Below are 12,884 nucleotides of genomic sequence, written 5' to 3'. Positions count from 1 at the left end.
ACCTTCGCTATGAATTTAGTTCTTCATATTAAGAATGAGTACCGCTGCTAACGCCAGAAAAGCGGTCATCATCAAGAAGACATCGTTGTAGGCCATGATCGCGGCGTCGCGTTGCATGGTACTGAGTAAACTGGCTTCAGCTTGCATCATGGCTGTTGCGGCGTCACTTCCAGATTGCATAAAGAAGGCTTGCTGCTGGTGCAGCGTGTCCCAACCTAATGTACTCACCGACGGCAGAGATTCTTTAATATGTGCGAGGTGTTCACGGGTCTTGTTGTCGAGCAAGGTCGCAATGATAGCAATACTAAAAGCACCGCCAAGGTTACGCATAACATTGGTCAGTGTTGAGGCATCTGGAGTGTCTAGCTTGCTGATGTTTTTCATCGCGACCAGAGATAACGGCACCATAATGAACGGGCTGCCAATAGCACGTAGAATCATCGACAGAATCAACTGGTGACCACCAAAATCTATCGTCATGTGAGTATTAACATAGCAACTCAAGCCGAACATCGCGAAGCCAAAGGTAACTAAGTACTTAGGTTTGATGATTTGAGTCAGCTTCGGAACCAGCGGAAAGATCAAGAGCTGAGGAAAGCCCATCCACATCAGGACTTCACCAATCTCCATCGCGTTGTATTGCTGGATCTGAGTTAGGTACAGAGGCAGCACATAGATTGAACCTAGCAAAGCCATACCCAAAATCAGATAAGCAATACACGACATGGCAAACTGCCCGTCACGCAGCAATCTCAAGTTCACTAGCGGTTTCTTATGCTGCAACTCATTGATAACGAAGTACACTAAACTCACGGCAGAGATAATGCTTAGCGTAATGATAAAGCTGGAGCTGAACCACTCTTCACGGTTTCCTTCTTCCAATACTACTTCGAGACAACCCAAGCCTAACGCCATAGTCGCAATGCCGAACCAATCGGCTTTTTTGAGGGTATTTAGATTTAGCTTCTCGTCATCCAAACCATAGCGAATCATTGTAATCACCAGAAGCGCTGGTGGAATGTTGATATAAAAGATGTAATGCCAGGAAAGATTTTCTGTCAGCCAGCCACCAAACGTTGGGCCGATGGACGGAGCAAACGTAGCGGTAACACCGAACAACGCCATACCGACGGCTCGCTTGTTAATCGGCAGTAGCTGAATAACCAGAGAGAAGGCGAGAGGAATTAATGCACCGCCACTAAACCCTTGCATTGCACGGAATACGATCATCGAGGTCATGTTCCATGAAAAAGAGCAAAGCAGTGATGACAGTGTGAAGATTGCTGTTGTCCAAGTCAGGTAACGACGCTTGCCTAGGGCTTTAGACAACCAGCCACTGAGTGGGATAGCAGTCATCTCCGCGACTAAATAGGATGTCGAAATCCATGAGCTCTCATCCAGAGTCGCAGACAACGCACCTTGTATGTCTTTCAGCGATGAGTTGGTGATCTGAATGTCGAGAATAGCCATGAAGGCGCCGATCAAGCCACCAAATAAAGCGATCCAGTGGCGTGTTGACACTTCATTCTCTTGAACGGCAGGTGAGTTTAAGGTTGCTTCCGACATGGATTAACCTCTGGTATCAATGGTTGCCACAACTGATAACCCCGGTAGTAATCGGCCTTTCAATGCTTGTTGGTCGGGGATGGTGATTTTAACTGGTACGCGCTGAACAATCTTGGTGAAGTTACCTGTCGCGTTCTCCGGAGGCAATAGCGCAAATTTAGCGCCAGTGGCAGGTGAAAAGCTGTCTACGACACCTTCTAATGGTTGGCCTGGAAAGGCATCCAGCTCGATCTCAACTTTTTGTCCCTGATGAATGCCGCTCAACTGAGTCTCTTTGAAGTTAGCTTCTATCCAGACGTCACTCGTCGGCACCAAGCTCATTAATGGTGTACCAGCTTGAACCAACAGACCTTCACGCACACTGCGCTTGCCCACGATACCATCTACCGGCGCATAGATTTTGGTGTAGTCGAGGTTGAGCTGAGCTTGCTCGACGGCTGTTTGAGACTCAACAATGGATGCCTGAGCTTGTTTAATGTCACTATCGATGACCGTGAGCTGATCGTGAGCAGCAACCAGACTCGCTTTCGCTTCATCCAGCTCGGCCTGAGTGACTTTTTGTTGAGCCAGCATGTTGTCGACTTCATCTTGCGAAGCGTAGTTGCGTTTAAGAAGGCTGCGTGAACGTTGTACTTGCTGAACAGCGCGATCATATTCCGCTTTTGCTGAATCGACGCGGCTTTCTGCTTGATGGATTTGGCTTTGTTGCAAGGTTTGCTGTGCTTTTAAATTCTCTACGCTGGACTGTGTGACGGTGAGGTGTGCTTTCGCTTGTTCGAGAGCAGTGCGGTAGTCACGGTCGTCAATTTGGACTAACAGATCGCCTTTTTTGACTTTTTGGTTGTCATTGACAAAAGAGTGTTCAATGTAGCCAGCCACTTTAGGGCTAATCGTGGTGATCTCTCCCTGAAGGTAGGCGTTGTCGGTGGATTCGAAGTACTGACCGTATCCAAACCAGTACCCACCGCCCAGTAATCCTAGTGACAGCATAATGGCTGTCGCTATAAGAGGGGCTTTTCTGGATTTTGCTGGCTTAGTCTCGGTATGTGTATTCGTCATTATTTTTCTCGTATTCATTTTTCGTCTTCGGCGGATGTTACAAATTGTAAATGATTTAGATTGATTGATAAGATAGGAAAAAAGAGAAACACTGTTGCAAAAATTTAACTAATGAAGGCGTGAGGTGATGAGATGGATTTGAATGCGATTGCTGTTTTCGCACAAGTTGTTGATTGTGGGAGTTTTACTCATGCAGCGGATGCACTGAATATGACCAAGTCAACTGTGAGCCGAAAGTTAGTTGAGCTGGAAAAGCATCTAGGTGTGCGCTTGATCACGCGTTCAACGAGAAGTTTAGTGTTAACACCGGAAGGTGAGCGGTTTTATCAATCCAGCCTGCAAATGCTGGAGATTATGAATCAGGCTGAGCTTGAAGTGTCTGCCAATCAGGATTTGATTCGCGGACCATTAAATGTGGTGTTACCAGTTGAGCTGGGTCATCAAATCATGGGCTCATACATCAACGCTTTTCTCAAAGAATACCCCAGCGTCACCATTAACCTCGAACTGTCGAATCGAGAAGTGGACATCATCGCTGAAGGCATTGATTTGTACGCGCAAATTGGTGAATTAGAAGACTCTGCTTTGGTTTCTCGTCCACTGACGAAATCACAGCGTGTATTGGTTGCCAGCCCAGAGTACCTTGAGGAGCACGGAGGAATTGAGTCTCATCGTGACTTAATTCCACCGCATCAAATGGTTGAGGTATTTAACCGCGCGGTGAGGTTGCCTAAGTGGCATCTGATTCCAGAAGACGGAGACTCCTTGCAAATTGACCTGCCACACCGATTACGAGTCAACACCATTACCGCCTGTCTGAAAGCCTGTCTGGACGGGCTTGGCATCGCAGTATTACCTGAATTCATTTGCCGGGAGCACTTTGCCAGCGGGCGACTTATTCAACTGCTTCCTGAATATAAAATGCCAGAAGTGCTTGTGAGTTTGGTCTACGCAGATAGGCAACTCATGCCGAAGCGTAAAAAGGTCTTTATCGACTTTTTATTAGAGGCATTCAGCAAAGACCTTGCTGCACGCGGGTGAGCCAAATTCGCAAGCCTCTGTTATATCTGCTGGACTAGACTCTATTTAAAAGGATTGATAAAGGTAAGGTCTGCGAATGAGGTTGAAGTCTTGGCTTGTTAGTGTGGTACTACTGATGGTTACTTCAGTTTCCTACGCCAGTGATAGTAAACGAATTAAAATAGTTAGTCAGGAATGGCTTGGATACACCAATAGCGACGGCACAGGCCTTTACTGGGAGATCGTTAAAGCCGTTTTCCAACCTTTGAATGTTTCCCTTACCCTAGAAGTATTGCCATGGAAACGAGCCAAGCATCTTGTCCGAAAACAGGAAGCCAGCGCTTATTTGGGCGATTACTTTTATCCAAACGCGGATGCGTTTCTATATCCACAATGGCACCTTAGTGTGGAAGAGGATGTAATTGTTGTATTTGCTCGAGGCTCGCTTGATTGGGAAGAGCAGCAGCTTTCATCACTGGTAAATAAGAAGATCGCTTGGGTTCGGGGTTATGGTTTTGAGAAGGGCTTTCTTAAAGATATTCCGCTTGAATTGGTAGAGGTAGACAGCGCCGAGCAAGGGATGAAACTTCTAAAAAAGGGCAGAGTGAGCGCTCTAATAGATTATCCATCAAGCATGGCTAGTTCAGAATTGTTAGCGACAGACGCGTTTGTTACTGAAGTTGCCAAGAAAGGGGAGAAACTTTACGTCGTATTTTCTAACACCGAGTCATCAAACACACTCATTGAGATGTTTGATACCCATATGCCACAACTTATCCAGTCTGGTGAACTAAAACAAATTTATCTTACTCATGGTCAAGATTATGAGGCTTACATGTCATCGATTGGGGAGTGATCTGTCAATTTAGAACTGACAGATCACTGGTATCATTATTCGCACTCTGGAAAATGTTCCCTTAAATCTTCCAGATCGGTTAGCACTGCAAGGTAAGTCGAAGCTTTGGAGTTGTTTGCTGGACCTACGACAGTACCTGTTTTATGTAGCATTCCCATGCTAGAAATTGTACTGGCGGACTTTAATGAAAGTTCTAAAGCGAGCAACTCTTTCGAAAACCCTTTTAAATCTTGCGCAATTTCTTTGGCATCCAACGTCGCGGCAAGTTCTGATATTTTTGATTGGGTGTTGATGAAAGAAATAGAATCAGCGGCAATGGTTTTAGTGACGACTTTCAAATGATCCGATTTGCTTGCAGTAATCGCTTTGCTGTTGATACATGAGATCTTGAGTTCATTGATGCTGTAACCATTAACGATAGTGATCCCCTGAGTAGCGGATTCTCCTGAAGCTTTTAGGCTTTCCGAACCGCTGTCGGCGGAATGCTTGCTAGTATCACTCCAGTTGTAGACTCTTACGTTTGTTCTATTCAATTCTTTCTGAAGAGTATTGGCGGCTTTATTGATGCTCTTACTACTTGAAGTGAGCGCTTTTTGGCATTCTTCTTCGTTACATGTGGCTAAATTTAATGTAGCGTTTGTGAGGGCCTGGTTGAGGTTAAAGGCGAGGGTTGAAATCGCGATTGGATCTTCGCTATCCGATTTATACTCATGTTGAATTACCGTTGCGTTGACTGGGTTACTACCTGATGATTGGTTAAAACAGTTTGAAGTCATTGGCGAGCGGTTTCTGTCTGAATAGCACAAATCTCCAATCTGATAAGTGAGCTGGCCATCTAGGCTTATTTGAGTCGTTTGCAGAGGATAAAAACGTATCGGGTCGTTAATCCCTCCTTCGTTTTTGGCGGTGTAGGTTAGTCCGTCAAAAACAGTCAGTTGGTTTGAGCTACTGCACGCGGATAGGCTGGCAAGGCAAGCTGCGACTATGATTCCCTTATTCATTTGAATCCTTCCTTGGTGTTATATGAATTGAGATTAATATTGAAAGCTAATTATTATAGAAAACTCAATATTCATAAGTGATCTGTATCATAGTGTCTGATTTCTAGACTTCACCTTTGTCTAAATAGATTGTCTCCTCCAATGTTGTGCCTTTTCTTGCAGGTTATGATCTACTGCTAAAGAGTGGTGTAACTTAAAAGAGCAGGGTAAGACTCTTGATAAATCAGTAATAATGCCGCGCCGTTGCTAAGCGATGACGCGGCATAAAGCTTAAGGTCGTTGCAGAGGACGTGCTGTTGTATGAGTCAGAGCATTGAGACTGCTGCCTTGCGCAGCGAGAAACTGCTCAAAGGTTCGAATTCCTCCGCGATCGTCAATCCGTTGGATCGTCGCGATGGAGGAGACAATTCCTGTAAACATAGGCGTTACTCCTTACGATCAACTGGCTAAAGCGCTGGTGTTTTGTAGTCGATAGGCGACGATGTCTTCGATCGTTAATACCGGCATCCCATGCTCTCGTGCGAACTCAACAATCTGTGGAGCGCGAGCCATGGTGCCATCAGGGTTTGTTACTTCACATAGAACGCCAGAAGGAGCTAAGCCCGCTAGAGTCATTAAGTCGACCGTTCCTTCTGTGTGGCCGCGGCGACTTAAAACGCCACCAGAGCGTGCACGTAAGGGAAATACATGCCCAGGGCGCGCCAAATCCTGCGGCTTTGCATCTGGCGCAATAGCGGTCTGGATAGTGGTGACGCGGTCATGGGCTGAGACGCCGGTGGTAACGCCTTTTTTAGCTTCAATTGAAACTGTGAATGCCGTCTGATTCGCACTGTCGTTACGGCTAACCATAGGCGGTAAATCGAGTTGAGTGGCTTTGTCATCCGTTAAGCACAGGCAGACAATCCCGCTGCATTCTCGAATCATTAGTGCCATTTGCTGGGGTGTGAGATGTTCAGCAGAGTAAATTAAGTCACCTTCATTTTCTCTGTTTTCATCATCAAGTAATAAAACGCCTTGTCCGTGCTTTAGAGCATCAAGAGCCGCGTTGACGCGGTCGATAGGAGTGCCAAATTCGGCAAGTAAAGATGTCTGATTCATGGTGTTTCCTTATTGTTTACCAGAATCAGGGCAATATGTGATAGAAGACAACGCAAAATGCACCAGCGTTTCGTAATGAAACATCTGGTGTGCATCAATTCTCTCTCATCCGGACTATAACCGTCGGCTCTGGCATCTCACCAGATCTGCTGACCTCGACGAATCGAGCGCTCGCGGGCTCATCTTGTTAAAGATATACCGCCGGTGGGGAATTTCGCCCCGCCCTGAGAATAAATATATGTATTAAGTACCCATTGTTATGGGCGGCCTTAGCATAGTGCATTTCGGGATTGCAGGGAATGGAAAAGTGACACAGAGCCTTTAGAGGCCGAGTGAGCAATTTGGACTCTTTCGTAAACAAGGTGCATCTAAGAAATTGGTTCTTGATCTCAAGTTAGGTTGAGGTTTTATCCTGCGTTTTCTTAGTTTAAAGGAGGCCCAGAGATGGGTCATCGCTGAGCACAGGATTTTGATAAGGAGCAACTATGATCCCAAGGAACTCAACATTGCGTGTCGCTCGACCAACGAACGAATTAGATACTCTCACCAATATGTATATCAACGGCTTAGGCTTTGAATTGCTGAGCAGCTTTACCGACCATGAAGGTTTTAGCGGAACCATCATCGGTCATCCAGCTCATCCCTATCATTTAGAATTTACACACCACTACGGCAGCCATGTTGCGCCTGCACCAAGTCAAGATAACTTACTGGTGTTTTACGTACCTGACGAAAGTGATTGGAAGCGTTGCTGTCAGAATATGCTCGGTGCGGGTTTTCAGAAAGTGATCTCATTCAATCCTTATTGGGAAAACGTTGGATGTACTTTTGAAGACATCGATGGTTACCGCGTTGTATTGCAGCGTCAGGTTTGGGAGGCGTAATGGGCAATTTAGAGCATGTAAAATTAGATCGAGATATGCGAATCGCGATTGTACTTGGCTCGTCAAAGGCAGATGGCAATACACATCAATTCGCTGAAGCTGTTGCTGCGGTTTCTGGGGGTCGTGTGTTTGACTTGTCAGATTATGACATCACATATTACGACTACAAACATCAGAACGAATCCGATGATTTTCTTGAGTTGATGCGTACATTGGTGGATGCAGACCATATAGTTTGGGCGTCCCCTGTGTACTGGTATTCGATGTCAGCTCAGATGAAAGTGGTTTTTGACAGGTTGTCGGACTTGACGGAGAACGACAAGCTTTTAGGTCGGCGATGGGCAGGAAAAAGCATGTCGGTCATTTCTACGGGCTATCAATCTACGTGTCCATCGTGTTTTATTGAACCATTTGTGATGACCGCTCGGTATTTTGATTTAGATTTCAGAGGCCACCAATATCTCTCTATTCAAACGGAAGCTGATCTTACGCATATAGAATCGGCTGCTAGAAAAGCGGCAGCGCATATCAACAGCCAGCAAATTCGTGAGAAAGACGTCAGCGTACAATAACTGTGAAAGCGTTCAATCTGGGCGTTGAAACTTTTGCCCAGATTGAAACCGAGCTATTCGTAGTCGCTAATGATAAGTGACTGTTAAAACGGGGCCCATTCCCAGTTCGCGGGAGCTGATATCAAGACCATTCAGGCTCTTGGGTACAATGATAAGCCCAGTGTTTTCTCCGTTAAGCCAAGATTGAAGTAAGCCCGAGTTGGTCAAATCGATACGGTAAACACCAGTCTCTTTTGGTGAGAAGGTGGTTAGGTAGTCGCCAGAACCGCCATTATCGTAAATCGATTGCCAGGTCGCCGTCTGCTCATTCCAATTTTGATTGACGCGATACAATTCCAAAATTGCCAGTCGAAGCATTGGTCACGTGTAATGCCAATATCACTGAATCGAATTCAACGCCTTCAGGTAATGCAGAGACATCAAACTTCATCAGCGCATTGGTTTTTCCATATTTGGTATCAAGCAAGTCAGCAAGTAAGCCGTCTGCATGATTGTTGAAGTTTTCAGAAGCTTTGCTGGAGGCGATAAAGGTATCGTCGATGGTTGGTAACGATAATGAGTTAACAGGTGTCTCACAGTCTTTGCGTTCGTTGTAGCTCACGACTAGTGCTGGTGGTGTACCTGTTTCGCTTGAATCAAAGTCAAGGCCATCTGTCGTACCGGCTGACGCGATGACTAGGCCAAAATTGCCATCATGATCCCATAAGTCGAGTAGGTGGCTGTCGGTTAGATCAACATCGACCGTTCCCGTTGATGATGGTATGAAGTGGGTCAGTGTTCTTCCGGCGATTTGTTCACCATCCACTGAATTCCAGGTCGCCGATGAGTCTTTCCACTCCTCTGCAGCGACATGAACGCCATACTCTCCATAAGATTTGTTGGTGACTTGCAATTCAAGCTTAACACCGGCTATATCGACACAAGTTGGAATGGATGAAACGTCAAAGGCCATTAGGCTCATAGTTCGGCCGTAGGTAGAATCAGATGCATCGGCGAGCAAGCCATCTTCGTGTCCGTCAAAATTAGTCTCTGGCTGTGATTGTGCGACAAAAACATCTTGTGTAGCGGGTAAGCGAATGAACGAAGGGGAGGTATCAGGATCTTGATTTTTAAGTATCGAGAGACGATCCGCGGATTGAACCAATTCCATCGTTTCTCCGACTTCGTTGAGTGACCACCAATTCACGTTCTCTGGTAAACGGAGGCTATCCGCTTCTCTCTCCTCTCTTGTCAGCGTTGAAGCTGAAGCATCAAACTGCGCAGTTCGGACGGTCATGGAGTCTTTCAACACTTGAATGACTTTTACTTGCTGAATACTTGCTGCATCTAGCGTCCAGCTTTTAGGGTCATTAGCAGAGCGGGCTGCTGCCCCCCAACTGCCTTCACCGATGTACACTGTTCCTCCGGTTGGCGAACTAACAAAGTTGTTACCGTCCGGTTTTAGTTCTCGGGTCGCTTTGGTTAAGTGACTATCTGATTCGACAACGAGATTCATACTGTGCTGGTAAAACAACTCTGCCCACCAGCTAAACAGATCTGGGCTATCAGACTTGGATGAAACGTGAGGAAACATTGGTCTGTGGTATTGTGCCACGCGCCAGATGTTCTCTTCGCCATGAGTGGCCAAATCTTGTTCTAGCCATTCGTTCATTTGGGAGGCATAGCTTGACCAGCCACTTTTGCGAAATTGGCTGTTCAGCGTGTAGACGCGAAGTAATGGCGAAATGTTAACAACGTTGTAGGTATCGAAAGGATTACACTCGCCATTACCGTCAGCATCGACTCCAAACACTTTACACAGCGTTGAGTAATCGTAATCTTCGTGGTTGCCGTGGGTTGGAATGAATGGGTAGGTACGTTTGTACGCTTTGCCATCTATCTGGTCACTGGAAAAGGTCAATGCCCAATCTTCTAAGTACTGAGCCATTTGCGACGCGCTGTTTTGGCTGGTGTAATCGCCGCCGTGAAGAATGAATAAGGGGCGAACCTTCGCTACTAGCTGATTCCCCATTCTTCGGTTGGTCCACCCTGTGCGAGTATCGCCCCCAGCGATCATGACAAACTCACTATTGTCTATAGGAGCGGTGCGGAACCAAAAGCGCTCACCACAACCTTGTTGGTCACAGACACGATAGTAAACGGGGGAATCCGGCGTCAGGTTATCCAATCGGACAAAATAGCTGAGTAAGTCGCCAGCAAATACATGATCGTAGCTAGGTTGTTTGGTTAGCCATGTGGCTTCATCGGTTGACGTTCCATATTGCACATAGGGTTGTTCACTCTCGCCGTTAGGAGAGAATCCAATGACCGCTTCTCGCGCAGGGTCACCGTCCCAGACTACTCGATGATATTGTGTCGCGGCTCCCGCATTCAGGCCGGTGAGCCCGGCTACGGCTAAAAGTGACAGTGTTGCAATCCTTCGAATCATTATAAAGTCCATAGTTTATGGGTTAGAGTCGGTCTAAACTGACCATGAAAATTCGACTATTGGGCTTGAGTGACCAAGATTAAAAAGGCGGCATTTCGATAGGGAAGGGTTTTCACTTGCCCATCACGAAAGTCAACGGCGTTTGCCCCTTCGCCCAATCGAGAGTAAAAGCCGCTTAAAGGAATTGAATGGTCTGCTGTCCAGTAATCACCTTTGCGCACCCTAGGAAAAAATCCGCCACTGATTTTGGCCTGCCCATTTGGAACCGAGAGGTTAATCAGTGTGGAGAGCTCGTCCGTTGTGGGGACTCGCCAATCACTGCGGCCACACAAGGATTCGGCGTTGGTTCGAGTGACATGGTCGAAACTGTCGCAGCGACCATCGTCAAAGAAACAATCGCCGCGATCTGGGACACCTCGCGTGCCATCAAACCATGAGTACGACCAATACGAATCATGGATGTTTTCAGAGTCTGTTTTCACTTCCCAGAGTAATCCCGTTTTCTTATCCAACACGCAGCTCCAAGGCCCACTCCAGATATCGATGGGTTGACCTCCCATAGTTATCTTTTGCCATCGTGATGGTTGTGGTTCTTCTTGCTCAATAGGGTTGAAGTAAGCGATGACTACTAAGCTTGCAATCAAAGTAGCGAGTATCGACAGTCGTTTAATCATTGTGTTACCTCAAGTGCTAAACGTATGCCTTGAGCATGTCGCGTGTGTGCTATTTGGGAATGGTCAAAAGCGGCAACCCAAAGACATACACCATCACGTATTGCAATATCCTGCGCTGATCCTGTATCTAATTTTCGAGCGATTTCGAGTGACCATGCTCCGTTGTTCCACTGCCCAAATGCACGGACATCACCTCGGTCACCTTCAAACTGATTGGAGTTGTGTAATACCGAAGGAAGGGACGTCTTGAGGGGAGATTGGTCAATGTTATGTGAGTAAACCTTAGTGTCGTGCCAGCTCAGGTAAGGACCGTGATTCGTAGATTGGTTGATAGACGAAAAAGAGCCGGTTAGGTCTGTATTAGGCAGTCGTTTCGGGGTGACGCCATTAGGTGAATACCACTGCCAATTCATGACGTAAGCCCCAGACTCTTTGCCGTCAGTGATATAGCCAGCGGTATAGCGCCTCTTAGCTGGGTCAACTTGCTGAGGAGTGGTGAACGAATTGTCATCCGCCTGATACATGCCATTGGTTCGTACAGCCTTCCAATGCCATAAATCACGAAGGCTGTTATCTGGCGAATAGTGATAACCTTTGCCGTGCCAATTGGCAGGTTTGCCCTCTAGAGGCTTAGGCCCAAGGTGAGCGGTTCCATCGGCGCCTAGGTTGCATGTATTGGAGATCATGATTGCAAGTTTGTCTTCATAGAATCGCTTTTCGTCGAAGCGATAAAAGCCGTCTTCTTGGACTTGCCAACCTTTGTCTGTTTTAACCAGAGGGAGGTGATCCAGACTTTCGGTTGGATCATCCCAAGTGATGTGGAAGAAAATATCCTGCTGGTTGTGGATTGCTTTGATGCTGATGCGAGTATGGCCATTTTCAAACCCTTCTCCACCATAGGTTTCTACATAGGTCGATGGTGTATTTTGCCAAATGGGCTCTTCGGCGATGCCATCAATGTTGATAACTTGCTCTGAAGAAAGGGGGGCGGCCGTCAGTACTAAAGAGGAAGTCAGAAAGATGCCCGCCCAAGGGAGAAGGGTAAGCGTTAATACTGCTAATATTTGCAATATTTCATGCTTGGTTATTCGAGTTGAAAAGATAGTGAGAAATGCCGCCACACCATATTGGAGAAAGTAACCGCCAGCGTGCAGAAATACGTAAAGTAGTGCCCCGTGTGCAAGATAAAAGTGAAGCTTGCTTGCATCACCTGCGTAACCGCTAAGTAGCAGCCACCCAGTCACAATTAATGCAGGGAAGAGCACGTAGCTCACTTTAATGAAGCGTTTGTTAAATGCGTTTATCCCTCGAAGCTGGCTCGATTTAACACTCGGCCCGAGCCTCCAACGATAAATACAATATGAGAGCGCCAAAGCACTTAACGCAATACCGGAATAGATGTGGATGGAATGCAATTGCCCTTGAGGAAGCCACACTGAGAAGAAAAGCCATTGCGGATGGCTTACTGTTGCAATGCGAAAGCCTGTTAAAAGATTCATCAGAACACACAGCATGGCAAAGCCATGCAGCACGACCCAAGGTAGTGTCCGTTTCATTAAGCAAATTGAGTGAGTTGACAAAGGTGAGCCAACTTTAAAGTAAATGATTTAAAAGGATAGGATATGAATCACATATGAATTATGTTTAATATTAATTTCTTGTCACTGTAACAATTAGGGCGATGCGGAGACATCTATTCTATCAACTTAATAAACAAGGGTATTAG

The 12,884-nt window shown here is 46.3% G+C and carries 13 protein-coding genes and 1 riboswitch; of the genes, 4 read left to right on the top strand and 9 right to left on the bottom strand.

The features are described from left to right. Positions 1-15: 15 nt before the first annotated feature. Both CTT30_RS08890 and CTT30_RS08885 read right to left on the bottom strand, forming a co-directional pair. Positions 16-1,566, bottom strand: coding sequence for a DHA2 family efflux MFS transporter permease subunit (locus CTT30_RS08890; protein WP_252034782.1), 1,551 nt, complete (start codon positions 1,564-1,566; stop codon positions 16-18). 3 nt (positions 1,567-1,569) lie between these two features. Further along, a complete protein-coding gene (locus tag CTT30_RS08885; RefSeq protein ID WP_171347752.1) occupies positions 1,570-2,625 on the bottom strand; it encodes an HlyD family secretion protein in 1,056 nt (351 codons plus the stop codon). Between the two features lie 132 nt (positions 2,626-2,757). Here CTT30_RS08885 and CTT30_RS08880 point away from each other — a divergent pair, with 132 nt between their 5' ends. Together CTT30_RS08880 and CTT30_RS08875 are read left to right on the top strand one after the other, a co-directional pair. Beyond that, entirely contained in the window at positions 2,758-3,666 is a 909-nt protein-coding gene (locus tag CTT30_RS08880) for a LysR family transcriptional regulator (RefSeq protein ID WP_252034780.1), read from the top strand. A gap of 115 nt (positions 3,667-3,781) precedes the next feature. Continuing rightward, a complete protein-coding gene (locus tag CTT30_RS08875; protein WP_252034778.1) occupies positions 3,782-4,501 on the top strand; it encodes a substrate-binding periplasmic protein in 720 nt (239 codons plus the stop codon). 35 nt (positions 4,502-4,536) lie between these two features. Here CTT30_RS08875 and CTT30_RS08870 read toward each other — a convergent pair whose 3' ends face one another. From CTT30_RS08870 to ribB, 3 genes are all read right to left on the bottom strand, one after another. Further along, positions 4,537-5,502 (bottom strand): hypothetical protein, encoded by a 966-nt coding sequence (locus CTT30_RS08870; RefSeq protein ID WP_252034776.1) that lies wholly within the window; start codon positions 5,500-5,502, stop codon positions 4,537-4,539. A gap of 270 nt (positions 5,503-5,772) precedes the next feature. Continuing rightward, on the bottom strand, positions 5,773-5,922 hold the full coding sequence (locus tag CTT30_RS08865; RefSeq protein ID WP_239866047.1) for a hypothetical protein: 150 nt from the start codon (positions 5,920-5,922) through the stop codon (positions 5,773-5,775). A gap of 18 nt (positions 5,923-5,940) precedes the next feature. Further along, the gene (ribB, locus tag CTT30_RS08860; RefSeq protein ID WP_252034774.1) at positions 5,941-6,600 is read right to left on the bottom strand and encodes a 3,4-dihydroxy-2-butanone-4-phosphate synthase; all 660 of its coding nucleotides are present in this window, start codon (positions 6,598-6,600) and stop codon (positions 5,941-5,943) included. 93 nt (positions 6,601-6,693) lie between these two features. Beyond that, positions 6,694-6,836: riboswitch (FMN riboswitch) on the bottom strand. A 249-nt stretch (positions 6,837-7,085) separates the two neighbouring features. Here ribB and CTT30_RS08855 point away from each other — a divergent pair. Further along, positions 7,086-7,484, top strand: coding sequence for a VOC family protein (locus CTT30_RS08855; protein ID WP_252034772.1), 399 nt, complete (start codon positions 7,086-7,088; stop codon positions 7,482-7,484). Then, positions 7,484-8,056: a flavodoxin family protein gene (locus tag CTT30_RS08850; protein WP_252034770.1), complete on the top strand. Its 573-nt coding sequence runs from the start codon at positions 7,484-7,486 to the stop codon at positions 8,054-8,056. Before CTT30_RS08855 ends, CTT30_RS08850 begins: the two co-directional genes overlap by 1 nt. 66 nt (positions 8,057-8,122) lie before the next feature. On the opposite strand, the gene CTT30_RS08845 is transcribed toward CTT30_RS08850, so the two are convergent. Genes CTT30_RS08845 through CTT30_RS08830 form a run of 4 tightly spaced genes read right to left on the bottom strand, consistent with a single transcriptional unit; the run spans position 8,123 to position 12,714 of the window. After that, positions 8,123-8,395 carry a DNRLRE domain-containing protein gene (locus CTT30_RS08845; protein WP_252034768.1) on the bottom strand — a complete coding sequence of 91 codons (273 nt, stop codon included), beginning with the start codon at positions 8,393-8,395 and terminating at the stop codon, positions 8,123-8,125. Continuing rightward, positions 8,361-10,484, bottom strand: coding sequence for a DNRLRE domain-containing protein (locus CTT30_RS08840; RefSeq protein WP_252034766.1), 2,124 nt, complete (start codon positions 10,482-10,484; stop codon positions 8,361-8,363). The genes CTT30_RS08845 and CTT30_RS08840 overlap by 35 nt, the downstream gene beginning before the upstream one ends. A 56-nt stretch (positions 10,485-10,540) precedes the next feature. Next, complete coding sequence (locus tag CTT30_RS08835; protein ID WP_252034764.1) at positions 10,541-11,158, bottom strand: Lcl C-terminal domain-containing protein; 618 nt, start codon at positions 11,156-11,158, stop codon at positions 10,541-10,543. Further along, positions 11,155-12,714, bottom strand: a complete 1,560-nt coding sequence (locus CTT30_RS08830; RefSeq protein WP_252034762.1) for an ethylbenzene dehydrogenase-related protein — start codon at positions 12,712-12,714, stop codon at positions 11,155-11,157. The genes CTT30_RS08835 and CTT30_RS08830 overlap by 4 nt, the downstream gene beginning before the upstream one ends. Positions 12,715-12,884: the final 170 nt, after the last annotated feature.

This window comes from Vibrio coralliilyticus (assembly GCF_024449095.1).
GTDB classification, from domain to species: domain Bacteria; phylum Pseudomonadota; class Gammaproteobacteria; order Enterobacterales; family Vibrionaceae; genus Vibrio; species Vibrio coralliilyticus_A.
Note: the sequence above shows the minus strand (reverse complement) of the source record. Positions and strands in the feature narration are given on the sequence as shown.